The organism is Pseudarthrobacter sp. NamB4 (genome assembly GCF_005796185.1).
Classification (GTDB): domain Bacteria; phylum Actinomycetota; class Actinomycetes; order Actinomycetales; family Micrococcaceae; genus Arthrobacter.
Genome location: NZ_VAHM01000002.1, coordinates 187,367 through 210,321, shown reverse-complemented (window position 1 = coordinate 210,321; position 22,955 = coordinate 187,367). Strand labels below are relative to the sequence as shown.

General features: G+C 65.6%; 24 protein-coding genes and 1 pseudogene. 12 read left to right on the top strand and 13 right to left on the bottom strand.

Going from position 1 to position 22,955, the window contains the following annotated elements:
* Positions 1 to 77: 77 nt before the first annotated feature.
* On the top strand, positions 78 to 554 hold the full coding sequence (locus FDW81_RS02465) for an NUDIX domain-containing protein (RefSeq protein ID WP_138132533.1): 477 nt from the start codon (positions 78 to 80) through the stop codon (positions 552 to 554).
* A gap of 60 nt (positions 555 to 614) precedes the next feature.
* Here FDW81_RS02465 and FDW81_RS18585 read toward each other — a convergent pair whose 3' ends face one another.
* The 5 genes from FDW81_RS18585 to FDW81_RS02445 are packed head-to-tail and all read right to left on the bottom strand — an operon-like array spanning position 615 to position 4,288.
* Positions 615 to 737 carry a hypothetical protein gene (locus tag FDW81_RS18585; RefSeq protein ID WP_255467071.1) on the bottom strand — a complete coding sequence of 41 codons (123 nt, stop codon included), beginning with the start codon at positions 735 to 737 and terminating at the stop codon, positions 615 to 617.
* Between the two features lie 19 nt (positions 738 to 756).
* The gene (locus FDW81_RS02460; RefSeq protein ID WP_138132532.1) at positions 757 to 1,161 is read right to left on the bottom strand and encodes a universal stress protein; all 405 of its coding nucleotides are present in this window, start codon (positions 1,159 to 1,161) and stop codon (positions 757 to 759) included.
* A complete protein-coding gene (locus FDW81_RS02455) occupies positions 1,158 to 2,690 on the bottom strand; it encodes a tripartite tricarboxylate transporter permease (protein ID WP_138132531.1) in 1,533 nt (510 codons plus the stop codon). Before FDW81_RS02455 ends, FDW81_RS02460 begins: the two co-directional genes overlap by 4 nt.
* 9 nt (positions 2,691 to 2,699) lie before the next feature.
* Entirely contained in the window at positions 2,700 to 3,275 is a 576-nt protein-coding gene (locus FDW81_RS02450) for a tripartite tricarboxylate transporter TctB family protein (RefSeq protein ID WP_138132530.1), read from the bottom strand.
* Positions 3,276 to 3,280: 5 nt separating this feature from the next.
* A complete protein-coding gene (locus tag FDW81_RS02445; RefSeq protein ID WP_138132529.1) occupies positions 3,281 to 4,288 on the bottom strand; it encodes a tripartite tricarboxylate transporter substrate binding protein in 1,008 nt (335 codons plus the stop codon).
* A gap of 139 nt (positions 4,289 to 4,427) precedes the next feature.
* Here FDW81_RS02445 and FDW81_RS02440 point away from each other — a divergent pair, with 139 nt between their 5' ends.
* The 5 genes from FDW81_RS02440 to FDW81_RS02420 all read left to right on the top strand — a co-directional run bounded on the left by FDW81_RS02440 (position 4,428) and on the right by FDW81_RS02420 (position 10,794).
* Positions 4,428 to 5,312 carry a LysR family transcriptional regulator gene (locus FDW81_RS02440; protein WP_138132528.1) on the top strand — a complete coding sequence of 295 codons (885 nt, stop codon included), beginning with the start codon at positions 4,428 to 4,430 and terminating at the stop codon, positions 5,310 to 5,312.
* Positions 5,313 to 5,447: 135 nt separating this feature from the next.
* Entirely contained in the window at positions 5,448 to 6,362 is a 915-nt protein-coding gene (kdgD, locus tag FDW81_RS02435) for a 5-dehydro-4-deoxyglucarate dehydratase (protein ID WP_138132527.1), read from the top strand.
* Positions 6,363 to 6,400: 38 nt separating this feature from the next.
* Positions 6,401 to 8,014 (top strand): aldehyde dehydrogenase (NADP(+)), encoded by a 1,614-nt coding sequence (locus tag FDW81_RS02430; RefSeq protein WP_138132526.1) that lies wholly within the window; start codon positions 6,401 to 6,403, stop codon positions 8,012 to 8,014.
* Positions 8,011 to 9,339 carry an enolase C-terminal domain-like protein gene (locus tag FDW81_RS02425; protein ID WP_138132525.1) on the top strand — a complete coding sequence of 443 codons (1,329 nt, stop codon included), beginning with the start codon at positions 8,011 to 8,013 and terminating at the stop codon, positions 9,337 to 9,339. The genes FDW81_RS02430 and FDW81_RS02425 overlap by 4 nt, the downstream gene beginning before the upstream one ends.
* Before the next feature lie 102 nt (positions 9,340 to 9,441).
* Positions 9,442 to 10,794, top strand: coding sequence for an MFS transporter (locus FDW81_RS02420; protein ID WP_138132524.1), 1,353 nt, complete (start codon positions 9,442 to 9,444; stop codon positions 10,792 to 10,794).
* An 85-nt stretch (positions 10,795 to 10,879) separates the two neighbouring features.
* Here FDW81_RS02420 and FDW81_RS02415 read toward each other — a convergent pair whose 3' ends face one another.
* Both FDW81_RS02415 and FDW81_RS02410 read right to left on the bottom strand, forming a co-directional pair.
* On the bottom strand, positions 10,880 to 12,109 hold the full coding sequence (locus FDW81_RS02415; protein WP_138132523.1) for a beta-ketoacyl synthase: 1,230 nt from the start codon (positions 12,107 to 12,109) through the stop codon (positions 10,880 to 10,882).
* A gap of 6 nt (positions 12,110 to 12,115) precedes the next feature.
* Positions 12,116 to 13,729 (bottom strand): peptide chain release factor 3, encoded by a 1,614-nt coding sequence (locus FDW81_RS02410; RefSeq protein ID WP_138132522.1) that lies wholly within the window; start codon positions 13,727 to 13,729, stop codon positions 12,116 to 12,118.
* Positions 13,730 to 13,988: 259 nt separating this feature from the next.
* On the opposite strand from FDW81_RS02410, the gene FDW81_RS02405 reads away from it, so the two are divergent.
* From FDW81_RS02405 to disA, 3 genes are all read left to right on the top strand, one after another.
* The gene (locus FDW81_RS02405; protein ID WP_138132521.1) at positions 13,989 to 14,198 is read left to right on the top strand and encodes a hypothetical protein; all 210 of its coding nucleotides are present in this window, start codon (positions 13,989 to 13,991) and stop codon (positions 14,196 to 14,198) included.
* Positions 14,199 to 14,248: 50 nt separating this feature from the next.
* Entirely contained in the window at positions 14,249 to 14,755 is a 507-nt protein-coding gene (locus FDW81_RS02400; RefSeq protein ID WP_138132520.1) for a 2'-5' RNA ligase family protein, read from the top strand.
* A 245-nt stretch (positions 14,756 to 15,000) separates the two neighbouring features.
* Positions 15,001 to 16,077 carry a DNA integrity scanning diadenylate cyclase DisA gene (gene disA / locus FDW81_RS02395; protein ID WP_138132519.1) on the top strand — a complete coding sequence of 359 codons (1,077 nt, stop codon included), beginning with the start codon at positions 15,001 to 15,003 and terminating at the stop codon, positions 16,075 to 16,077.
* A 44-nt stretch (positions 16,078 to 16,121) separates the two neighbouring features.
* On the opposite strand, the gene FDW81_RS02390 is transcribed toward disA, so the two are convergent.
* Positions 16,122 to 16,829 (bottom strand): hypothetical protein, encoded by a 708-nt coding sequence (locus FDW81_RS02390; protein WP_138132518.1) that lies wholly within the window; start codon positions 16,827 to 16,829, stop codon positions 16,122 to 16,124.
* A 283-nt stretch (positions 16,830 to 17,112) separates the two neighbouring features.
* On the opposite strand from FDW81_RS02390, the gene FDW81_RS02385 reads away from it, so the two are divergent.
* Positions 17,113 to 17,931, top strand: coding sequence for an A/G-specific adenine glycosylase (locus FDW81_RS02385; RefSeq protein ID WP_370278691.1), 819 nt, complete (start codon positions 17,113 to 17,115; stop codon positions 17,929 to 17,931).
* Positions 17,932 to 18,056: 125 nt separating this feature from the next.
* Positions 18,057 to 18,545 (top strand): hypothetical protein, encoded by a 489-nt coding sequence (locus tag FDW81_RS02380; RefSeq protein WP_138132517.1) that lies wholly within the window; start codon positions 18,057 to 18,059, stop codon positions 18,543 to 18,545.
* A gap of 14 nt (positions 18,546 to 18,559) precedes the next feature.
* On the opposite strand, the gene FDW81_RS18060 is transcribed toward FDW81_RS02380, so the two are convergent.
* The 5 genes from FDW81_RS18060 to FDW81_RS02360 form a co-directional block, all read right to left on the bottom strand.
* A complete protein-coding gene (locus tag FDW81_RS18060; RefSeq protein WP_171027075.1) occupies positions 18,560 to 18,736 on the bottom strand; it encodes a hypothetical protein in 177 nt (58 codons plus the stop codon).
* An 81-nt stretch (positions 18,737 to 18,817) separates the two neighbouring features.
* Positions 18,818 to 19,498: a dihydroxyacetone kinase phosphoryl donor subunit DhaM gene (gene dhaM / locus FDW81_RS02375; protein WP_138132516.1), complete on the bottom strand. Its 681-nt coding sequence runs from the start codon at positions 19,496 to 19,498 to the stop codon at positions 18,818 to 18,820.
* The gene (gene dhaL / locus FDW81_RS02370) at positions 19,495 to 20,124 is read right to left on the bottom strand and encodes a dihydroxyacetone kinase subunit DhaL (protein ID WP_138132515.1); all 630 of its coding nucleotides are present in this window, start codon (positions 20,122 to 20,124) and stop codon (positions 19,495 to 19,497) included. The genes dhaM and dhaL overlap by 4 nt, the downstream gene beginning before the upstream one ends.
* Entirely contained in the window at positions 20,124 to 21,125 is a 1,002-nt protein-coding gene (dhaK, locus tag FDW81_RS02365) for a dihydroxyacetone kinase subunit DhaK (RefSeq protein ID WP_138132514.1), read from the bottom strand. Before dhaK ends, dhaL begins: the two co-directional genes overlap by 1 nt.
* 129 nt (positions 21,126 to 21,254) lie before the next feature.
* A complete protein-coding gene (locus tag FDW81_RS02360; protein WP_138132513.1) occupies positions 21,255 to 21,764 on the bottom strand; it encodes an amino-acid N-acetyltransferase in 510 nt (169 codons plus the stop codon).
* Between the two features lie 79 nt (positions 21,765 to 21,843).
* On the opposite strand from FDW81_RS02360, the pseudogene FDW81_RS02355 reads away from it, so the two are divergent.
* Positions 21,844 to 22,924: pseudogene (locus FDW81_RS02355) on the top strand (amino acid permease); the annotation flags it as partial.
* Positions 22,925 to 22,955: the final 31 nt, after the last annotated feature.

The window sequence follows — 22,955 nt, the reverse complement described above, 5'->3', positions numbered from 1 at the left end:
AGCAGCACCGTGAACTGCAGGTTAACACTGCACGGCGGTTTTGAATCAGATAAAGCCAAGCCAGGACGGAGGAGAGGATGCCGGTCCTCAGCGCGGGAATACTCCTGTACAGGAGGCCAGCCGCGGACGAACTGGAGGTCTGGATCGCGCACATGGGCGGCCCGTTCTGGGCCCGCAAGGACGCCCACGCCTGGTCCCTCCCCAAGGGTGAATACTCAGCGGACGAGGATCCGCTGGCCGCAGCCCTGCGGGAATTTGCCGAGGAGATGGGGACTCCCGCCCCGGACGCCGACTATCAACTGCTTGGCGGATTCCGGCAGCCGTCCGGCAAGATCATCACTGTCTATGCCACGGAGCACGAATTCTGTCCGGAACGCATCATCAGCAACACCTTTCCTCTGAAATGGCCCAAGGGATCTGGCCGGATCCGGCACTATCCGGAAATTGATGACGCCCGCTGGTTCCCTGAGCAGGAAGCCCGGCTCAAGCTGGTGAAGGGCCAACTGCCGGTCCTTGACGCCCTCATGGAACACCTCCGCCAGCGGAACGGGTAAGGCCGGCAACCCCTGAGGGGTCACCGGCCGTACGGTATCTCCGGCATGGACACCAGGTCCCTAGGCTGCTGCACGCGCCTGGGCGAAGCGCACCTCCACATGGTCGTTCTTGGCCAGCTTTGACCAGTTCGGCAGAGGCGCAGGCCCGGGAGCAGTGCGCCGCCGCGGATTGTGTTTGTACATCAGGTCCTTCCTCCCTGGGCTAGAAGTGCGCGCCGTTGGCCTTGACGGCCAGTACCGGGCGGTCCGCCTGCATCAGGATCTGCTGAGCGTGGCTGCCAAGAATGAACTTGCCCACCTGCGTTCGGTGCCGCAGGCCGATGACGATCAGTGATGCGTCCTCCTGCCTGGCAACGTCGAGGAACTCGTCAGCAAGGTCGTGCTGGTAGGGCGGTTGAATCACCCGTGCCGTCACGCCGGCATCAGCCGCCCGCTTTGCGGCTCCCGCCAGGACGTCCTCCGCGGCAACCGATTTGTCCACGAGGGCGCCTTGGCGCGCAGAGTTCACGATGACGAGTTCCTGGTTGCGGAGCTTCGCTTCAGAAATCCCTGCTGCGAGGGCTGCCTCGCCTGCCGGGGTGGGAACGAACCCAACGATGATGCTCATACCTTCTCCTCGATTTTGTTGGTGGCGCCGGCCGGCGCTGCGGTGCCCTTGCGCTTGGCGATCAGGCTGCGGATGCCCGGCAGCACGGCCACCAGGACGAAAACCAGCAGCAGGGTGGCTGAGATGGGACGGGTAAGGAATCCGGTGGGGTCGCCGCCGAACACCAGCAGCGAGCGCCGCAGCGAGTTTTCCAGCAGTTCGCCGAGGACAAAGGCCAGCACAAGCGGCCCGGGCTCGAAGCCGAACTTCTTCATCAGGTAGCCAACCACTCCGAAGACCACCACCAGGGTGACGTCGAACATGCTGTTGTTGATCGTGTAGGCGCCCAGCAAGGTGATCAATGCGGTGATCGGAGCCAGGATCGCAGCCCTGACCCGGAGGATCCGCACGAAGATCCCCACCAGCGGCAGGCTCATTATCAGGAGCAGGATGTTGCCGATGTACATCGAGTTCACCACACCCCAGAAAAGCTCCGGGTTCTGCTCCACGAGCTGTGGTCCGGGCGTGACGCCCTGGATCAGGAGGGCACCGAACATCAAAGCCATGGTGGCGTTGGCGGGGATGCCGAGGGTCAGGAGCGGAATGAACGACGACGTCGCTGCCGCGTTGTTCGCGGTTTCCGGCCCGGCAACGCCCTCTGGCGCGCCCTTGCCGAACCGCTCCGGCTGCTTGGCGCGCTTCTTTTCCATGGCGTAAGAGGCCATGGAGGCAATGGTTGCGCCGCCGCCGGGCAGGATGCCCAGGAAGAACCCAAGGACAGAGCCGCGGCCGACTGCTCCGGAGGCCTGCTTCAGGTCGCCCTTTGAGGGCCAAACATTGGAGACCTTCGACGGCGCTTTGGCGGCGCGGTGGCGTTCCTCCAGGTTGTAGAGGATCTCACCCAGACCAAAGATGCCCATGGCGATCGGAACGAAGTCGATGCCGTCTGCGAGCTGCAGGCTCCCGAAGGTGAAGCGGCTTTCGCCGGTGAACATGTCCCGGCCCACCGTGGCCAGCAGGAGGCCGATGGCCGCGGCGATCAGGGCCTTGGCCTTGGCGCCGCTGCTGATGGTGGCTACGAGCAGGATGCCCAGCAGGGCCAGCGCCGAGTACTCGGGCGGCCCGAAGTCCAGCGCGAAGCTGGCCACGAGGGGTGCAAGGAAGGTCAGCCCGATGATCGCCGCCGTACCGCCCACAAATGAGCCGATGGCGGCCAGGCCCAGGGCTGTTCCTGCCCGGCCTTGCCTGGCCATCTGGTAGCCGTCGAAGACGGTGACAACGGAGGACGCCTCACCGGGAAGACGCAGCAGGACCGAGGTTATGGTGCCGCCGTACTGGGCCCCGTAGAAGATGCCGGCCAGCATGATGATGGCAGTGACAGGCTCCACGCCGTACGTCAGCGGAAGCAGGATGGCGATGGTTGCCGCCGGCCCCAATCCGGGCAGCACACCGATCAGCATGCCGATAACGACGCCGACCAGGCAGTAGAGGAGGTTCGTCGGCTCCAGGACGACTGAAAATCCGTTGATCACAGGATTCAGGAAATCCATGGTGGTCTCCTAGAAGAGGCGGGGGATGGAGGTGCCAAGCGCCAGGACGAAGATCCCGTAGAACGAGGCCACGACGAGCGCGCTGACCAGGAGGGTGGACCGCCAGGTCTCGCCGCCTAGGAACCGCATCCAGATGATGCAGAGGACAAGCGCCGGGATTTCGAATCCGATCATGGGCATCAGCGCCACCATGGCCGCGAGTGTCGCCAGGCCGGTGAGCGGGGCGAACGACATCCGGGTGAACTTTTCCCCATCCCTGTTGCGCCGGCCCAGGATCAGCTGGAAAAGCCCCAGGGCCACCACGGCGCAGCTGATCATGAACGGCCACAGGCCGGGTTGCGGGGCCCCAGGGGTACCGAGACCCATGGCGACCGAAAGTATGAGCGCGCCGGCACCGGCGCCGAGCACCACCAAGGATGAACCCACGTTGGCGAGGGCGCCTGCCGCGGGAGGTTTCTCCGCCTCCCATTGGGCGGCCAACTGCTCCGGGGTCAGGGCTTCGGGCAGGTCATTGCGGGCGTCCCCGCCGGACGGAAAGGCGGAGCTGCCGTCCCGTCCGGCGGACACTGCTGGAGTGGTCTCCATTGCTGCTACTTGTTTCCGCTCAGGCTGATGTTGTACTTCTCCACCAGCTCCTTGTACTTCGCTGCATAGCCCTTCCACTCCGTGACAACTTCCTCGCCCGAGAGTTCCTTGGGGGTCAGCATGTTTTTTTCGTTGAATTCCTTGTAGGCGTCCGTCTTGAACGTCTCCTTGAATGCGGCGAGCAGTTTGTCCTTGACGTCCTGCGGCGTTCCCTTGGGAGCCGCGACCGCACGGTACTGGGCCACCGGAACGTCGTAGCCGGCCTCCTTGGCGGAGGGAACATCGGGCAGGAAGCTGTTGCGCTCTTCCGAGAAGACGAGCAGTGGAGCCACCTTGCCGGCTTCGATCTGGGGCATTGCCTCGCCGAGCTGGATGGTGGCCAGTTCCACCTGGTTGCCCATGACAGCGGTCAGGGCGGGCTTGCCGCTGTCGAACGGGACGTCGGTGCCCTGGACGTTGGCCTGCTTGAAGAGGACAGTCTGCGCCAGCTGGCTGCCGGTGCCGACGCCGGTGGTGCCGAACGTGACGTTGCGGCCGGCGTCTGTGACGTCCTTGAAGCTCTTGAATCCGGAATCCGTGCTGGCAACGAGCACGTAGTCATCCTGCGAGAGTCCTGCGATGACGTCCAGGTCGTCGATGTTGACGGCTTCTTCCGCGCTGACGGCAAGGGGAGTGATGGTGATCAGCGACGCCGTGAGGAGCACGAGCTCCTGGCCGTCCGCGGGCTTGCCGGCCAGTTCCTTGGTGGCGAGGGCGCCGTTGGCACCCGGCTTGTTCACTACCGGGATCGGCGCGCCGAGGGTCTTAGTGGCACCTTCGGCGAGGGCACGTGCGATCAGGTCGGTGCTGCCGCCGGCAGCCTGGCCGACCGTAAGGGTGACCGGACCGGTGGGGTACTTGGACGTGTTGGCGGCGGTGCCGCCGGCAACATTGCCGCCGCAGGCGGTGAGCGCCAGCAGGGTGAAGGCCGACGCCGTTCCGAGGACGGCGCGGCGGGTGGGGAAGTGCTTCATTGGAACTCCTCGTTAATTCTCCGGGCGGGGTCCGGACGTTCTGTGAACCGGGTCACCCCGTTCGCTCTGTCGAGTGTAGGGAGCAGTTATGATGCCTGTCTAAGCCCGAAACTGCATCAAGTGATACCTGGAAGGCATCATGTTCACATTCGACCAATTGGCTGGCTTCATTGCAGTTGCCGAGGAACTGCATTTCGGCCGCGCGGCCGAGCGCCTTAACATGACACAGCCCCCGCTAAGCCGGCAGATCCAGAAGCTGGAAAAAATCATCGGCGCCGAACTCCTGGAGCGGGACAACCGAAAAGTCGAACTCACCAACGCAGGCAAAACCTTCCTTGAGGAGGCCCGCCGGCTCATGGCACTGGCCGAACGCGCCCCGGTCTCCGCCCGCCGGATCGCGTCGGGGCGCTCGGGCGTCCTGCGCATCGGATTCACCGCGGCCAGCGGCTTCAGCATCTTGGGGCCCCTCCTTGAGGAAATCGCCGCCATCATTCCGGACGTGGACGTGGACCTGCAGGAACTGGTCACGGGCGACCAGATCAGCCGGTTGATGACGGGCGAACTGGATCTCGGCCTCGCGCGGCCGCCGTTCGCCCGCGAGACCTTCGACTCCCACCTGCTGTACCAGGAGGCACTGGTCCTCGCCGTCCCGGCCGGGCACCCCCTGACGCATCTGGCACGTGACATCGGACCGGACGATTTTAAGGACGAGCCGCTCATCATGCATTCCCCCATCCAGGCCCGCTACTTCTACGACCTGGTGGTGAGGACCCTGCCCATCCAGCACGCCAACGTGATCCACACGGTGAGCCAGGTGCTGACCATGGTGTCGCTGGTTGCCGCCAAACGCGGGGTTGCCTTCGTGCCGCACTCCGCCACCCTGCTGGGCATCAAAGGGGTGGAGTTCCTGCCCCTCCTGGAGGGAGGCGGCGAGCAGGTGGAACTGCACGCCATCTGGAACCGCAGGATCACCAACCCCGCCCTGGCACGCCTCCTGCGGGACTTCGAGTTCGCGATGGAGTGATCATCTACGTCGTCATGCCGGAAAGGTATCAATGCATTCAAAAGTGCACTTAGACAGGCATAACGTCCTCTGCCTAACCTGAACAGGAACCCACACCAGCCGCCGGCAAAGGCGCTCGAAACAGAGGACAACATCGTGGCAAAGTACACCCCCCAGGAACTGGCAAACACCCTAAAAGACGGCCTGCTGTCGTTCCCGGTGACCTCCTTTGACGCGCAGTTGCAGTTCGATGAAGAGAACTACCGCAAGCACCTCGCATGGCAGGCAAGCTTTCCCGTGGCCGGCCTCTTCGCAGCGGGCGGGACCGGTGAGGGCTTCTCCCTGACCCCGGCCGAGTCCGAGCGCGTCGTCCGGACCGCCGTCGATGAAGTGGGAAGCCAGGTGCCCGTCCTTGCCTCCGCCGGCGGATCCACCGCTCAGGCCATCGAAAACGCCAGGGCCGCCGAGGCTGCAGGGGCCGAGGGCCTCCTCCTGCTGCCGCCCTACCTGACCGAAGCCGACCAGGAGGGGTTGATCGAACATGTCAGCGCCGTTTGCAGCGCCACCTCCCTGGGCGTCATCATCTACAACCGTGCCAACGCCATTTACAGGGACACCACTGTTGCAGCCCTGGCCGAACGCCACGGGAACCTGATCGGATTCAAGGACGGCGTGGGCGACCTCGAGCACGACGCCCGTGTCTACGCCAAGCTGGGCGACCGCCTGTTCTACCTGGGCGGACTGCCCACCGCCGAGACCTTCGCCCTCCCGCTGCTGCAGCTGGGGATGAGCACCTACTCCAGCGCCATGTACAACTTTGTCCCGCAGTTCGCCCTGGACTTCTACCGGGACGTGCGCAACAACGACCGTGCCGCCGTGAACAAGAAGCTCAATGACTTCGTCATCCCCTACCTGGACATCCGTGACCGTGTAAAAGGCTACTCTGTCTCCATCGTCAAGGCCGGCCTGGACGCCGTCGGCCGCTCCGCCGGCCTTGTGCGTCCCCCGCTGCAGAACCTGGCCGAACAGGACTTCGCAGACCTTAAGGCCCTCATCGCCCGCGTTTCCTGACCGTGTCAAGATCCACCCCCACCCAGGAGGAACCCACCGTGACCCTCACCGGACACTCCCTGATCGCCGGACAGACCGTCATCGGCGACGGCAAGACAGCCTTCGGCTACAACCCGGCCACCAATGAACAGCTCGACCCCGCCTACTCACTGATTACCGAGGACCAGCTGAAGACCGCCACCGAAGCAGCAGCGGGCGCCTACCCGTCGTTTTCCACACTCGATCCCGAAACCCACGCCGGCTTCCTCGAAGCCATCGCCGACAACATCGAGGCCATCGGCGAGGAACTGATCGCCCGCGCGGGCCAGGAAACCGGCCTGCCGGCAGCGCGGCTGCAGGGCGAACGCGCCCGCACCACCGGCCAGCTCCGGCTCTTCGCCGGCGTCGTCCGGCAGGGCGACTTCCGCGGCGTCCGCATCGACCCGGCCATCCCGGACCGCACTCCCCTGCCCCGTGCAGACATCCGGCAGCGCCAGATTCCGCTCGGTCCCGTGGCCGTGTTCGGCGCCAGCAACTTCCCGCTGGCCTTCTCGACAGCGGGCGGGGACACAGCATCGGCCCTCGCCGCCGGCTGCCCCGTGGTCTTCAAGGCCCACAACGCCCACCCCGGCACCAGCGAACTGGTCGGCCAGGCCGTCACCAAGGCCGCCAGGGACTTCGGACTGCACCCCGGCGTGTTTTCGCTGATCTACGGGCCGGGTGCCAGCATCGGCCAGGCCCTGGTGGCGGACCCGCACATCAAGGCCGTTGGCTTCACCGGCTCCCAGGCCGCCGGCGTCGCCCTGATGCGCACCGCCGCCGCGCGCCGTGAACCCATTCCGGTCTACGCCGAAATGTCCTCCCTGAACCCCGTCATCGTCTTCGAGGGTGCGCTAAAGGGCTCCGACGAACAGATCGATGCCTTGGCCCAGCAGTACATCACCGCCGTCACCGGAAGCTCCGGGCAGCTCTGCACCTCCCCCGGCCTGCTCTTCGCCCCGGCAGGTGAGGCAGGGGACAAACTCGCTGCCGCCGTCGCAAGCGCTGTTTCGGCCTGCGCCGGGCAGACCATGCTCACCGAAGGGATCGCAGGCTCCTGGAGCCAGGGCGCTCAGAACCTGGGCGCCGCCGCCGGCGTTCACCTGATCGGCCAGGGTACCGAAGGCCCCACAAAGAACGCCCCGGCCCCCACCATCTTCGGCACCCAGGTCCGTGACTTCGTCACCAACCATGTCCTCCATGAAGAGATCTTCGGCGCCGCCTCCCTGGTGATCCGCTACGGCTCAGTGGAAGAACTCCTCGAAGCAGCCACCCGGATCGAAGGCCAGCTCACCGCTTCGCTGCAGCTCACCGAAGAGGACTACCCGACGGCGGCGCCACTGATCCCCGTCCTCGAACAGAAAGTGGGCCGCATCATTGTCAACGGCTGGCCCACCGGCGTCGAAGTAGGCCACGCCATGGTCCACGGCGGACCCTTCCCGGCCACCTCCGACTCCCGCACCACCTCCGTGGGCGCCCTGGCGATCGACCGCTTCCTTCGGCCGGTCGCATACCAGAACATCCCCCAGGAGCTCCTCCCCCAGCCGCTCCAGGACACCAACCCCTGGCACCTCAACCGCCGGATCAACGGTGACGTAGTTCCCGCCGCAGAGAAAGCAGAGGTCAGCGCATGAGCACCCAGCCCACCATCACCGGCATCGAAGTTGTTCCGGTTGCCGGTTACGACAGCATGCTGATGAACCTCAGCGGCGCACACGGCCCGTTCTTCACCCGCAACGTGGTGATCATTACGGACTCCGACGGCCGCACGGGCCTGGGCGAGGTTCCCGGCGGCGAGAAGATCCGCACCACCATCGAGGAGGCCGGCACCCTGATCAGCGGCAAGCCGGTGGCCCGGTACCGCTCTCTCCTGCGTGAGGTTGCGGCCGAGTTCGCGGACCGCGACGCCGGGGGCCGGGGCCTGCAGACCTTCGACCTGCGCACCACCGTGCATGCAGTCACCGCCGTCGAATCCGCCCTGCTGGACCTGCACGGCCAGTACCTCGGTGTCCCTGTGGCCGAACTCCTGGGCGACGGACAGCAGCGGACTTCGGTGCCGATGCTCAGCTACCTCTTCTTCGTTGGCGACCATTCCCGCACGGAACTGCCCTACCTGGTGGAGGACTCCCCCGCTGACCGCTGGGAGAAGCTCCGCCGCGAGGAGGCAATGACTCCGGAGGCCGTCGTCGCGCTGGCCGAGGCGGCGCAGGAGCGGTACGGCTTCAGCGACTTCAAGCTCAAGGGCGGCGTGCTTTCCGGCGACGACGAGGTGGACGTTGTCACGGCCCTCGCCAAGCGCTTCCCGGAGGCCAGGGTCACGCTTGATCCCAACGGCGGCTGGCTCCTGGACGAAGCGATCCGGCTGGGGAAGCGGATGCAGGGCGTGGTGGCCTACGCCGAGGATCCGTGCGGAGCCGAAGGCCGGTTCTCCGGCCGCGAGGTGATGGCCGAGTTCCGCCGGGCCACCGGGCTGAAGACGGCCACCAACATGATCGCCACGGACTGGCGGGAGATGTCGCACGCCATCCGCAGCAACGCCGTCGATATTCCCCTGGCCGATCCGCACTTCTGGACCATGCACGGCTCGGTGCGGGTTGCCCAGATGTGCCACGAGTTCGGCCTCACCTGGGGCTCGCACTCCAACAACCACTTCGACATCTCCCTGGCCATGTTCACCCACACCGGTGCTGCCGCCCCGGGTGAGATCACGGCGCTGGATACGCACTGGATCTGGCAGGACGGCCAGGGCCTGACCAAGGAACCGCTGCAGATCAGGGACGGCGCCATCGAGGTCCCCGCTGCCCCCGGGCTGGGCATTGAACTGGATAGGGATGCTCTGGAGAAGGCGCACCAACTGTACCTGGAGCGCGGCCTGGACGCGCGCGACGACAGCATCGGCATGCAGTACTACATCGAGGGCTGGTCCTTCGATCCGAAGCGGCCCTGCCTGGTCCGCTAGCAAGGCCGCCGTTGGGTAAAGTAGTGGGGTCGCTGTGACCGGCCCCACTACTTTGCCGCGCCCGCAGCCGGCCTGCACTACCTATCCCAAAGGAAACATCCAATGACGTCTGTGGACAACGCTGTCTCGGACGTGGCCTCGGCCACGAAAAAATTCTTCAAGCGCGTGCTGCCCATCATGCTGGTGATGCTGGTCTGCAACCAGCTGAACCGGTCCAACATCGGCTACGCCCAGGATCACCTTCAGGCCGACGTCGGCATCGGCGCCGCTGCCTACGGCTTCGGCGCCGGACTGTTCTTCATCGCCTACGCCATCTTCGAGCTTCCCAGCAACGTGATGATGGAGAAGTACGGCGCCGAAGTGTGGCTGACCAGGATCATGATCAGCTGGGGCACCGTTTCATTCCTGATGGCCTTCGTGCAGAACGAAGCCATGTTCTACGTCCTGCGGTTCCTGCTGGGCGCCGCCGAGGCCGGCTTCTTCCCCGCCGTCATCTTCTACTTCGCCCGCTGGGTTCCGGCGGGCCAGCGTGGCAAGGCCACTGCAATCTTCATCGCCGGCTCTTCCATCGCCGCCGCAGTTTCCGGCCCCATCGCCGGCATGCTCCTCAGCCTCCACGGCGCACTGGGCCTGCGTGGCTGGCAATGGCTTTTCGGGTTCGAAGGCGCACTGTCCGTGGTGGTCGGCTTCGCGGTGTTCTTCGTCCTGGACGCGAAAATCAAGGACGCCAAGTGGCTGTCCCCGGGCGAAAAGAACGCCCTGTCCGGGGCCATCGCCGCTGAGGACGCACAACACATCAAAGCCGACGGCAGCAAGTTCAACCGCTGGAAGATGCTGCTGAACCCACAGATCCTGCTGCTGTGCGGCATCTATTTCTCCGTGCAGCTGTCCATCTACGCCAACACCTTCTGGCTCCCCAGCATCATCAGGCAGATCCCCGGCACCACGGACCTCACCGTCGGTTTTCTCTCCTCCATCCCGTGGATCTGCGCCGTGTTCGCCATGTACTTCGCGGCGAAGCTGCAGGACAAGGCCAGGTCAAAGAAGCCGCTGCTGGTGGTTGCCCTCCTGGTCGCTGCCGTCGGAACCTTTGCGGCAGCCGTAGCAACCCCGGTCATGGCCCTGGTGTTCCTGGCCATCGCCGCCATGGGCTTCAAGAGCGCGTCGCCGCTGTTCTGGACCATTCCGCAGTCCGGGCTGCACCCCATGGTCCTTGCACCTGCCATCGCCATCATCAATTCGCTGGGAAACCTGGGCGGCTTTGTGGCGCCGTTCGGCTTCGGCATCATCAAGGAGCAGACCGGCAGCGTCATCCCGGGCCTGTTCGCACTGGCAGTGGCCTCCACCATCGCCGCGGGCCTGGTGTACTTCCTCAAGGAGCGCCGCAGCGGCAAGGATGCCGAGCCGAACATGGCGGAACTGGCGGCTGCGGAACCTGTTCCCGCCCGCGCCTGACAGCACCCCTGCCGGAATCGCCGGAACGGTGCGGGGACGCCGGAGCCTTCAGGCGTCCCGCACCGTTCCGGCGTCCGGGCGGAACCTATGCGCCTGTAATCACCAGGGCAACGCTGTGCCCGCCGAAACCGAAGGCATTCACCAGCCCGGCCGGGGGCGTTTCCGGCTGTAGCGGGCGGACGTCTTCGGTGACGACGTTAAGCTCAACTTCCGGGTCCTGCTCCTGCACATTGAGGGTGCCGGGGAGCATCCCGGTCCGGAGGGCTTCCACCACCACGACGGCGGCCAGCGCCCCGGCGCCGCCCAACAGGTGGCCCGTGTGCCCCTTGGTGGATGTCACGGGAACGCCTGCACCAAAGATGGCGTTGATTGCCTGGCCCTCCAGCCGGTCCCCCACAGGCGTGGAGGTGGCGTGGGCATGGACAAATCCAATGTCGTCAGCAGCCATCCCGGCCGAGTCGAGCGCCTTCTGCATTACCCTGCGCTGCATGGCGGGGTCTGCCGCCACGATGTCGTTCGCGTCGGAGGTCACCGCTCCGCCCGCAACAGCGCCCAGGACCTCAGCCCCGCGGGCACGGGCGTGCCCTTCGCTCTCCAGCACCACGATGGCGGCGCCCTCTGCGAGCACAAAGCCGTCGCGGCCGCCGTCGAAGGGGCGCGATGCGCGCTGCGGATCATCGTTGCGGGTGGACAGCGCGCGGATCTGGGAGAAACCGGTGACCACCAGGTCGTTGACCGAGGCATCAACGCCGCCGGCAATGACGACGTCGGCAGCACCTGAGCGGATCATCTCGGCTGCCTGGACAATCGCCTCAGCCCCGGAGGCGCAGGCGCTCACCGGCGTGCGGGCGCCGCCGCGGGCGCCCAGGTCGATGGACACCCATGCCGCAGGCCCGTTCACCATGAGCCGGGTCAGAGTATGCGGCGAAACCTTGCGCGGACCGGATTCAGCAAGCGTGCGGTCCTGCTCCAGGGTGGAGCCGAGCCCGCCGTAGGCAGAGCCGATCACCACCGCGAAACGCTCAGGATCCACCTCCGGCGCACCAGCCTGTTTCCATGCTTGCCGGGCGGCGATAAGGGCCAACTGCCCGCAGCGGTCCATGCGCTTCATCTCACGGGTATTCAGGTGTTCCGAAAGGTCTGCCCGCACCTGCCCTGCAATCTTCACCGGCAGCTGGTCCGCCCAGGCATCTTGAAGCGGGGCAATGCCGGACCTGCCGGCCACCAGGCCGGCCCAGGTCTCGGGGACGGAGGAACCGAGCGGATTGATGGTGCCGACGCCGGTGACCAGTGCACGGGATTGGGTTGCAGCCATGTTGACCTACTTTGCGGGGTTGTGGGTGCCGATGGGCACGAGGGTGAGGTCGGGATGGTTCTTTTCGATCCGGCGCAAGGCCCACACGTCATTAAACAAGGCGAGGTACTCGCCGTCGGACCGCAGCAGCACCTCCGCGCCAGGAACGTTGGCGAGCGCGGGCATGGCGTCCGCCGTCGAAATCCTGGCCAGGGAGTAGGGCAGGCGCTCCAGCCGCATGGGGGCGCTGAAGTCGTGCGCCATCCTGTCCTCCACCACTTCGAACTGCATGGGGCCGACGGCGGCAAGCACCGGCGCCTGGTCACCGCGGACGTCGGAGCGGAGCACCTGTATGACGCCCTCGTGTTCGAGCTGCTCGATCCCGCGCCGGAACTGCTTGAACTTGCTGGGGTCCTTGGAACGGGCCACCTGGAAGTGCTCGGGCGCGAACAGCGGGATGGCGGGGTACTCCACCGGCTCTTCCAGGAAGAGGCTGTCCCCCACGCGCAGCGACGACGCGTTGACCAGGCCGACGACGTCGCCCGGGTAAGCCTCGTCAATCACTTCGCGTTCCCGGCCGAACACCTGCTGGGCATACTTGGTGGCGAAGGACTTGCCGGTGCGGGTCTGGGTGACCACCATGCCGCGCTCAAAGACGCCGGAGCATACGCGGATGAAGGCCACGTGGTCCCGGTGGGCTTTGTTCATGCCGGCTTGGACCTTGAAGACGAAGCCGGAGAACGGGGACTCCACAGGCCGGGGTTTGCCCTCCATGTCCGCCCGCGGGGATGCCGGCGGGGCGAAGTCCACCAGCGCGTCCAGCAGTTCCTTGACGCCGAAGTTAAGCGCGGCGGAGCTGAACAGGATGGGGGTTGCCTTGCCCGCGTGGAAGGCGTCGACGTCGAACTCGAGGTTCGATTCGATCACCAGACCCGCCTCGTCCACAGCGTCGGACCAGTTACTGCCCTGGCTTTCCGCAGCCTCTTCCGGGGTGAAGTATTCGGTGATGGCAATCTGGGCGCCGGCGTTGTTGCGTTGGAACCGGGCGAACCGGTCATTGCGGAGGTCCCACACGCCGCGGAAGTCGCCGGAGATCCCCACCGCCCATGTCAAGGGCATGGGCTGCAGGCCGGTGCGCTCGGTGATCTCATCCATCAGGGCAAGGGCGTCCAGGCCGGGACGGTCCCACTTATTGATGACGGTGATGATCGGCAGGTTGCGCTGCTTGCAGACCTCGAACAGCTTCATGGTCTGCGTTTCCAGGCCCTTGGCTGCATCCACCAGCATCACGGCGCAGTCCACAGCGGCCAGCACCCGGTAGGTGTCCTCAGAGAAGTCAGCGTGGCCGGGGGTGTCCAGCAGGTTGATGACCGTGTCCCGGTACGAGAACTGCAGCGCAGCCGAGCTGATGGAGATGCCGCGGTCCTTTTCCATCTGCATCCAGTCCGAGACGGTTTCCTTGCGGTTGGCCTTGCCGCTGGAGGCGCCGGCGGTGCCGATCACCTTGGCGTGCAGGGCCAGCGCCTCTGTCAGTGTGGACTTGCCGGCGTCGGGGTGGGAGATGACAGCAAAGGTCCTGCGGCGGCTGGCCTCTTTGTGAATACCGGAGATCCGGGCGGGGGTCAGGACATCTTGGGACACGGTGCTACTTTCGCTGCGGTTCGGGGTACCCGGGCGCCGCCTCATAGGGCACTGCGGACTTTGCCGGGGAACGGGCTGGGCGGACAGCCAAGTTTCCAGTTTATCGCAGCGCGCCAAACTGGACGGGCCCCGCTTAACGCCGCTGAAACCCGAAGTTCAAGACCGCGAAATCCTGCCGGGCTAGCGTGGCCGCATGATGACCAATGACAGACCCACGCAGGCTTCCTTCCCGGGCCGGCCGGAAAGCATGTGACCGGCAATGCAGGGAGTTTCCTTTTCCGGCAACCTGTTCTTCGATCCCCTTGTTTCGGGGCTGTCCGGAGCCGCAGAACGTGACCCCGGCCGGGTCGCTGCTGACACCCGGCGGCGTCCCACTCAGACTGCCGCGGAACAAAATGCCCTTCGGGCGGCATCACTTGCAAAGGTCAGCAAGGACCTGGAGCGCATGATCAGGGACCGCGCACGCTAAAGCCCGCCCTCGAACCACGAACGGGAAGAAGGAAACGGCATGATGGGGAGATGCACAGCATCGAGCTGACCTTCGAGGACTCAACCGACAAGGCCATCAGGTCTGACTGGGCGCGGCTCGCGGCAGCGGGCGTCCCCAGCCTTGCTATACACACGTCACCCAGCAACAGCCCCCACATCACGCTCGCCGCGGGCCCGGAACTGCGTCTTCCCACTACATTGAAGGACCTCTGGCAGCGGCTGCCCGTTGACATCGATTTTTCTGGCGTCCAGGTTTTTGGTGCCCGGACTGGTACCTATGTCCTGGCCAGGTCCATCGTGGTGACCCGCCCGCTGCTCGAGCTGCACCGGCTCCTCCACGAAGAGATATCCGGAGCGTTGCCCCTCACCCGGCCCGGCGCCTGGACGCCGCACGTAACCCTTGCCCGCCGCATTTACGGGCACCAGCTGGGAACAGCACTTGATCTGCTGGACCTGCGCATGGAGGGGGTTTGTACCCGGGCCCGGTTGTGGGACAGCGGCACCAGGACACTCACACCGCTCGCGGATCCTGCCTGAAACAGTCGCCGGCAGCGGCAGTCCGCAGGCCAAAATGCATGCCAGGCCACCCGCCGTCGAACGCGTTTCTGCAACCCTCCGCGCCCGCCCCTAATGGGGCACTTTAGGGCTTGCCCGTGCGGAAGCAGGCGCCTCTTACCCCTATCATTGAGCTTGCGGGAAACAGAGCACTTTCTGGTCCTGCCGGCAACCTGTGCAAGCCGGCATTCTTGCGGGCGGCGGTCCGCACCTTCGAAGGGAAAACTATGGCGCGGAGCCCCGAAGAATCGCTTAGGGCAACTCTGGCCAGGGTGGCACCCGGAACTCCCCTTCGGGACGGCCTCGAACGCATTTTGCGGGGACGCACCGGCGCGCTGATCGTCCTGGGCTCGGACCGTACCATCGATTCCATCTGCTCCGGCGGCTTTGATATCGGCATTGAGTTCTCGCCCACCCGCCTGCGGGAGCTGGCGAAGATGGACGGCGCCATCATCTGTGACAGGGACGCGGGCAACATTCTGCGGGCGGCGGTGCAGCTGGTTCCGGACTCGAGCATCGAAACCCAGGAATCCGGCACCCGCCACCGCACTGCAGAACGCGTGGCCAAGCAGACCGGAGTTCCGGTCATCTCCGTGAGCCAGTCCATGCAGATCATCGCCCTCTACGTCAACGGGCTGCGGCATGTCCTGGAGGGATCCGAAAACGTTCTGGCGCGCGCCAACCAGGCCCTTGCCACCCTGGAGCGCTACCGCGCACGGCTGGACCAGGTGACCAGTTCTCTGTCCGCCCTGGAAATCGAGGCGATGGTGACGGTCCGGGACGTCGCCGTCACCCTCCAGCGGCAGGAGATGGTCCGCCGCATCTCGGAGGAGATCTCCCAGTACGTCCTGGAGCTCGGTGAGGACGGCCGCCTCCTCTCGCTCCAGCTCGATGAACTCACCGTGGGCCGTGGTCCCGGCAGCGACGTCATCATTCGGGACTATGCGAGCCCGGATGCCTCCGCCGAGGACATTGAAAAGGCCGTCAGCGCACTGGTCAATCTCGGTCCCACCGAACTGATCGACCTCGGAAAGATCTCGGGAATCGTCGGGTTCGCCGGCGGCGAGGCCAACCTCGACGCCGTGGTCCAGCCCCGCGGCTACCGGCTGCTGTCCGGCCTGAAGGCTGTGCCGAAGGCCGTTGCCGACCGCCTGGTGGACCACTTCGGCGGGCTCCAGTTCCTCATGGCCGCCACCATTGACGACCTGATGACTGTGGACGGCATCGGCGACCAGCGTGCCCGCACTGTACGTGAAGGCCTTAGCCGGATGGCCGAGGCAAGCCTGCTGGACCGCTTCCTCTAGGTTGCAACCGCAACAGCACGAACGCAACCGGCAGCCGGCAGCTGTCAGTTCAGCTGGAAGACGGCCTTGGGGCTGGCCTTGGATCCGAGCTTTGCCGTGAAAATGTAGTAGGCCCCGCCGCCGCCCGGCTTGGCTTCAACCGGCTGGCAACCCTCCACGCTGCGGTTACGGGACCAGGGAAAATTCGCGGTTTCGCTGGCTCCGGCCGGTATGACCTTCACCAGGTCTTCGCTCTTTGCCTGGCAGTCGCGCGACGAGAAGATGCGGTCGGCTCCGCTGGTCACCAGGAACTCCATCTGGGAGGTTCCGATGTTGACTTCGCATGGCGCGGTGCCGCCGTTGGTCACCTTGAGTGTGAGCATCGGTTTTTCCTCCGGCCCGTAGGCAGGCTTGTCTGTGGAGGCGGTAACGGTGATCAGGTTCTGGTTGCAGCTGGGCGTTGCTGTCGGTGTGGGCGTCACGGCAGCAGTTGCACTGGGGGAAGCCGAAGGCGACGGCCCGCCGGAAGGACCGGCAGACGCCGTCGCGATTGAAGCGCCGGCAGTGGGCTCCGTTGACGAAGCCTGCTCGGATCTGCCGTTGAAGGCGCCGGCGATGGCGAAGCCGCTGAGGATCAGCGCGATGACCAGCAGGAGCGCACCGCCCGCAAAGAGCCGGCGGCGGCGGTACACCGCCGCGCTTGGCTTCCGGACGGCGGTGGAACCGGATGCCGGTGTCCTGCCACGTGCTGATGAATCGCCTTGCCTGCCCATCCTTCTAGGCTAGAGAACGGCCCTGCTTCTGCTGGCCCACCACGCCGCCGCAGCACTAAGGCTCTCATCACATCCCTGTTTCAGCCCGCACTTGCGCATCTATTACAGTGTTGGCATCGATACTGAAGCCTCCTCCGCCGCTGTTGTGCCCGGCCATGCCGCGGTTACAGCCCAACTGGATACGCTGCACGGACGCATCAACGGGTGGTTCGACGAAACTGCCCGCAAGCTCCCCTGGCGTGAGCCCACCTGTTCCCCCTGGGGCATTCTGGTCAGCGAAATCATGCTGCAGCAGACGCCCGTGGTCCGGGTACTCCCTGTCTGGCACGAGTGGCTGGAACGCTGGCCCACCCCTGCGGCACTGGCAGGAGAACCAGCCGGCGAAGCGGTCCGGCGGTGGGGCCGGCTGGGGTACCCGCGCCGGGCCCTGCGGCTGCACGGCGCCGCGGTGGCCATCACGGAAGACCACGGCGGCAGGGTACCCAACACCTATGCGGAGCTGCTGGCCCTCCCGGGCGTAGGGAGCTACACGGCCGCCGCCGTGGCCGCTTTCGCCTACGGCCGCCGTGAGACTGTGGTGGACACGAACATTCGGCGCGTGCACGCCCGGCTGGTCTCCGGCACCGCCCTTCCGGCTCCGGCCCTCACGGCAGCTGAGATGCGGCTGGCCGCAGCACTCCTGCCTGCCGACCACAGCCCTTCGGTCCAGTGGAACGCCGCGGTCATGGAACTGGGTGCGCTCCTGTGCACTGCGCGGGTGCCCAAGTGCGGCGCCTGCCCGGTCAACGACCTCTGTGCGTGGCGGGCGGCAGGTGAGCCGCCGCCGTCGTACGTCCCGAAAGGCCAGGCGTGGCACGGCACCGACCGCCAGGTCCGCGGTGCCGTGATGGCTGTGCTTCGGCTCGCCGAAACGGCGGTGCCGGCCGAGATGTTCCACCGGGAGCCTGCCGACCTGGGCTTCGCGCCGGCAGGCATCGGCGTACCACTGGCCGCGCTGCACCGGCTCAACTCGGCACCGGAGCAGCTTGAGCGTGCCCTGGCAGGTCTGCTGGCCGACGGCTTGGCAGAGATGCACCACGACGGGTACCGGCTTCCGGCCTGACGCCACCTCGGTGGCTCTTCTCCCGCGTCTCTTTTTGGCGCCCATCGGCTTCGGGGCAATAACAATGCGGGCATCAGTTCACGCCAGGCAGGTCCGTCCCTGTCCCCGGCGCCCTACGCTGAAGCATGCGCAGGCTGCAGCTGCTCTTGGCAGCAATTACGACGGCGGGGCTCGCCTCCGCCTGTGGGCCCGGTCCGGGCGCGGCCCCCTGCCCTGCCATCGCGCAGGCTACTGCCGTTTCGGTGACAGTTGCAGCCAGCTATGCGCAGGAGGTCCACGTCCTGCATCTCAAGGCGTGCCAGGACGGCTCCTGCAGCGAGGATGACGTCGAGCTCCGGCCGGGGAGCGACTCGATTGACCAGGGCTGCGCTGAGGGCGTCTGCTCCGCTACGGCGTCCCCGAACGGCACAAAGGTGGGAATCCTGATGCTCCAAGCACTGACCGAATCGCCCATGTCGGTTACGGCGTCGGGAACCGCCCCGGACGGAGCCGCGTTACCGCTACGCGACGTCGATTTCCGCCCCAAGGCCGAGTATCCGTTCGGGCAACAGTGCGGGCGGTTCCTCAGCGCGGGAGTCCTCCTGGACGGCGAAGGTCTGCATGTACGGACCTGAGGCTTATGTGACCCCTAGAACAGCGCCGGCTGGCCGAAAGATTCATCCTTAGCCGCTGCGACTGCAGCGTCCTGCGTTCCTGAAGCGTGCCGCCATTCCAGACCGAGGTCGGCGAGCAGCTCCTCCACGGACGTCTGGCCGTCCAATACTTCAATATCCGTGGAGCTGTCTTCGAGCTGGGGCCGTTCCATGGCATTGAGCATATTCGCAGGAGCGGGCCAGGCACCCTGGAACACACCGCCGGCGGGCGATTTGCCTGCCGGCCACACCTGCTATGGCTCCCCGAACCCAGCCTGCACCAGGTTGCCCACATAATCCACGGCCCGTTCCGCGTCGGCGCCCCAGGCCTCCACATGCAGCACCGACCCCTTCCCGGCAGCGAGCGTCATGAGACCTGTCATGGAGGCGCCGTCCACTCCGTTGACCCTCACCTCCGCATCCAGTGACGACAGGCCGCCCGCAATCTTCGCCGCCGGCCGCGCGTGCATTCCCGCCTGGTTGACGAGCTCGAAATCCCCGGTGGCATCCGGACCGGCTCCTTCCCCTGCTGTCTGCACGGGTGAGCCTTCCGGTCCCTGGGGCGAACCACCAACAGCCTCGGCAGCCAGCTTGACGGCCTGCATGTCGGCACCGCCCTGCGCCGCGACGGCTGCTGCCACAAGCCCCTCCACCAGCGGCGCATCCGCAAGCAGCACACCGCCGGGGTTCTCTGCGAACTCAAGCGCCGACTCGGCCGTCATCACAGCAGACCCCAGGTCAGCAATGATTACGGTGCCCGCGCCGCCCGCCTTATCCAGCGCGGCCATGACCTTCTCCAGGCTTGTGCCGATCCTCCCGTCGGTGGTGCCGCCCGCGGTCAGCACCTCCACGTCCGGCGCCATCTGGGCGGCAAGCTCAGCAGCGCCGTCGGCAATCTTTTCACTGTGGGAGACCACTACGATGCTGACGGTCACGCAGCGGCCCCCACAGCTGCGCGGAGGATCAGTGCGGAAGAGGCAGCACCGGGGTCACGGTGTCCGGCGCTTCGCTCCCCCAGGTAACTGGCGCGGCCTTTTCGCGCCACCAGGGGATCAGTGGCCACCGCGCCGGCTTCGGCGGCCTCGGCTGCGGCCACCAGGACCGCAAGGACATCACCGTCCACCGCCGCTTTTTGGGCCGCTTCTGCCGCCGGCGTCCATGCGTCCACCATTGTCTTGTCGCCGGGTTCAGCCTTTCCGCGCGCCACAATCCCGTCGCGGGCGGCGGCCAGGGCGTTGGCCAAGGCTGCAGGATCGATCTCCGCGGATTCACCCAGCGAGGTGGCCGCACGCAGGAAGGCCGTGCCGTAGAGCGGCCCGGCAGCCCCACCGACCTTGGACATCAGGGTCATCGCGGTCAGCTTCAGCGCCGCCCCGGGCGTCCCGGGCGGGGACTCGGACAGCTTGTCCAGGACAGCCTGGAACCCGCGGTCCATGTTTTCCCCGTGGTCAGAATCCCCGATGGCGCGGTCCAGTTCGATCAGGTAGGACCGGTGCTCTGCCATTGCCTGAGCGGAGAGCGTCAGCCACTTCACCGCCCAGGTCACGTCCAGCGCTGCCATCACACGCCCCAGCGGAGGGCAGCGGTGTGGACCGGGGCGTCCCACAGCTCCCTCAGTTCATCATCCAGCCGCAGTACAGAGATGGAGCAGCCCTGCATTTCCAGTGACGTGATGTAGTTGCCCACCAGGGAACGTTCCACGCTGGCTCCACGCTCCGACAGGACCTGGGCCGCGCGCCGGTAAATGATGTACAGCTCGCTCAACGGTGTTCCACCCATGCCGTTGACGAACAGCAGCACCCGGTCCCCCGATGCAATTGCCAAATCAGACAGAACCGGCTCCAGCAGCCGGTCAGTGATGCCGTCGGCGTTCTCCATGGGGATGCGGTGCCTGCCAGGCTCCCCGTGGATGCCGATGCCGATTTCGATTTCGTCCTCGGCCAGGTCGAAGCTCGGTGTGCCCGCGTGGGGGACAGTGCAGGCGGACAGTGCCACGCCCATGGTGCGCACGTTCGCGTTGACCCGCTCGCCGACGGCGGCCACCGCTTCCAGGTCATCGCCCCTCTCTGCGGCCGCACCTGCAATCTTTTCCACCAGCACGGTGCCGCCCACGCCGCGGCGCCCCGCGGTATACAGCGAATCCTCCACGGCAACGTCGTCGTTCACCAGCACGGTGCGGACGCTGACGCCCTCGGCTTCCGCAAGTTCGGCCGCCGTCTCGAAGTTCAGGACGTCACCCGTGTAGTTCTTCACAATGTGTACGACGCCGGCGCCGGCGTTAACGGCGAGTGTTGCCGGAAGGATCTGGTCCGGCGTCGGCGAGGTGAACACCGCCCCCGGCACGGCGGCGTCAAGCATGCCCCGCCCCACGAAGCCGGCGTGCAGCGGTTCATGACCGCTGCCCCCTCCGGAGACCAGCCCGACCTTGCCGCTCACCGGCGCGTCCTTGCGGGTGATGAACGTGGGGTCCGTGCTGATGGTTACCAAGTTGGCGTGGGCGAGGCCGAAGCCCTGGACAGATTCTTCGACAACGGCCCGGGGATCGTTAATCAGTTTTTTCATCGCGGTGCTCCTGGCTCTGGTTCCTGGAGAATGTCACTCTGACCCTACTACCGGCAGGCTGGACAGCGGTAGGTTCCCGGGGCCGCAATGCCTCTCCCACCAGCGGCGGTGCTTCCGGGCAGTGGGCCGCTACAGCACCTTGATCATGCGGGTGTTGCCCAGGGTGTTGGGCTTGACCCTTGCCAGGTCCAGGAACTCGGCAACGCCCTCATCATGGGAACGGAGCAACTCGGAGTAGACCACGGGATCTACTGCAGACTGGTCGGGCATGACCTCGAAGCCGTGGCGCTTGAAAAAGTCCACCTCGAACGTCAGGCAAAAGACACGGGCCACGCCCAGCGCGCGGGCTTCTTCGAGCAGGCTCTCCACCAGGACGTGTCCCACGCCTTTGCCCCGCCAGTCCTCGGAGGCAGCCAGGGTACGTACTTCCGCGAGGTCTTCCCACATGACGTGCAGTGCGCCGCAACCAATAACGTCTCCCTCGCTGGACTCTGCAATCCGGAACTCCTGAAGGCTCTCGTAGTAGGCCACGGTCTCCTTTGCCATCAGGATCCGTTGCTCCGCCAGCGGCGCCACGAGCTTCTTGATGGCGGAAACATCGCTGGTGCGGGCAGGACGGATATGGAAGGAATCAGTCACAGGCCAATCCTAGTTCGGCCTTGCCCTGGCTTCGCCCAGGAGACGCCGCGGCGTGATGCTCCTTCACCATATCCGGTCCTCCGGCGCTTTCCACATCTACGCAGCAAGGTCGATCGGCCGGCTACCGGTTTCGCCACCGCCTGGCTCTTTTGGCTCTGCTGGGCCGTCGCGATGGGTCCCGGGTTCACGGCAGCCGGGCTTTTGATGGAGAGGTGGTTTCCGGACGTCGACGTGTGGATTTGGTGCCTGCTTTTGCTGCGGTCCTGTTTACCCTGAATGCGATTTCCTCCCGCGTCTTTGGGGAATCGGAATTCTGGTTCGCGCTGATCAAAGTCAGCGCAGTGGTTGGCTTGATAGTTCTCGGCGGCGCAGCGCTGATGGGTTTTCACCCCCTTGCCCACGATGGTTATCCGGGCCTGGGAGAGAACCTCGTGACATCACAGGGGCTCTTCCGCAACGGCATTACCGGAGTCCTTATCACTACGCTTGCCGTCTTATATGCCTTTTCCGGTTCAGAGCTCATTGGCGTAGCGGCAGGGGAAACCGCAAGTCCTGCCGTAAATATCCCCAAGGCAATGCGCACCACCGTTATTCGGCTCCTGATTTTCTTTGTGGGTGCGATTGCGGTCATCGCGAGTACCGCGCCCTACGGGGACGCTTCCCTGCAGGAAAGCCCCTTCGTCACCGTCTTCTCCCAACTAGGCATTCCCTACGCTGCTGACGTCATGAATTTTGTGATCATCACGGCTCTTTTGTCAGCCGGTAACTGTGGTCTTTTCTCCTGTACCAGGGTGCTTTTCTCCCTCGCGGATGAAGGGCACGCGCCTAAAGCTCTCGGAAAGCTGACGAAGCGGGGTATTCCGATACTTGCCCTGTGCGTCAGCATGCTGGGTAGCCTGGCTTCCCTTATCCCAGCGTGGTTGCTCCCACCACGGTCTATTTGGTGCTCGTCTCCATCGCGGGTTTCGCCACGGTGGGCGTCTGGATGTCCATCACGGCAGCACATTTTTCACCGCCGGAACTTCATTCGGGCAGGCGGCAACACAGCATCACCGTTCGTGGGCGCGTGCTACCCCTACTTCCACTACAAATACGGCCGCGGGCAAAAAGGCCGGCCGAACGACCAGAACGCCCGAGCGCAAACAGTAGACGCTCCCTAGCCCTACCCCCAAGCCGCAACCCACGAGGCGC

Coding starts and splice junctions, on each gene's coding strand:
- FDW81_RS02455 (WP_138132531.1), bottom strand. CDS start 2,690: ATGGATTTCCTGAATCCTGTGATCAACGGATTTTCAGTCGTCCTGGAG.
- FDW81_RS02405 (WP_138132521.1), top strand. CDS start 13,989: ATGCAGGGAGTTTCCTTTTCCGGCAACCTGTTCTTCGATCCCCTTGTT.
- disA (WP_138132519.1), top strand. CDS start 15,001: ATGGCGCGGAGCCCCGAAGAATCGCTTAGGGCAACTCTGGCCAGGGTG.
- FDW81_RS02390 (WP_138132518.1), bottom strand. CDS start 16,829: ATGGGCAGGCAAGGCGATTCATCAGCACGTGGCAGGACACCGGCATCC.
- FDW81_RS02415 (WP_138132523.1), bottom strand. CDS start 12,109: ATGGCTGCAACCCAATCCCGTGCACTGGTCACCGGCGTCGGCACCATC.
- FDW81_RS02380 (WP_138132517.1), top strand. CDS start 18,057: ATGCGCAGGCTGCAGCTGCTCTTGGCAGCAATTACGACGGCGGGGCTC.
- FDW81_RS02400 (WP_138132520.1), top strand. CDS start 14,249: ATGCACAGCATCGAGCTGACCTTCGAGGACTCAACCGACAAGGCCATC.
- FDW81_RS18585 (WP_255467071.1), bottom strand. CDS start 737: ATGTACAAACACAATCCGCGGCGGCGCACTGCTCCCGGGCCTGCGCCT.
- FDW81_RS18060 (WP_171027075.1), bottom strand. CDS start 18,736: ATGGAACGGCCCCAGCTCGAAGACAGCTCCACGGATATTGAAGTATTG.
- FDW81_RS02425 (WP_138132525.1), top strand. CDS start 8,011: ATGAGCACCCAGCCCACCATCACCGGCATCGAAGTTGTTCCGGTTGCC.
- FDW81_RS02385 (WP_370278691.1), top strand. CDS start 17,113: ATGCTGCAGCAGACGCCCGTGGTCCGGGTACTCCCTGTCTGGCACGAG.
- FDW81_RS02420 (WP_138132524.1), top strand. CDS start 9,442: ATGACGTCTGTGGACAACGCTGTCTCGGACGTGGCCTCGGCCACGAAA.
- dhaL (WP_138132515.1), bottom strand. CDS start 20,124: ATGGCAGCGCTGGACGTGACCTGGGCGGTGAAGTGGCTGACGCTCTCC.
- FDW81_RS02445 (WP_138132529.1), bottom strand. CDS start 4,288: ATGAAGCACTTCCCCACCCGCCGCGCCGTCCTCGGAACGGCGTCGGCC.
- FDW81_RS02465 (WP_138132533.1), top strand. CDS start 78: ATGCCGGTCCTCAGCGCGGGAATACTCCTGTACAGGAGGCCAGCCGCG.
- dhaK (WP_138132514.1), bottom strand. CDS start 21,125: ATGAAAAAACTGATTAACGATCCCCGGGCCGTTGTCGAAGAATCTGTC.
- FDW81_RS02460 (WP_138132532.1), bottom strand. CDS start 1,161: ATGAGCATCATCGTTGGGTTCGTTCCCACCCCGGCAGGCGAGGCAGCC.
- FDW81_RS02440 (WP_138132528.1), top strand. CDS start 4,428: ATGTTCACATTCGACCAATTGGCTGGCTTCATTGCAGTTGCCGAGGAA.
- FDW81_RS02450 (WP_138132530.1), bottom strand. CDS start 3,275: ATGGAGACCACTCCAGCAGTGTCCGCCGGACGGGACGGCAGCTCCGCC.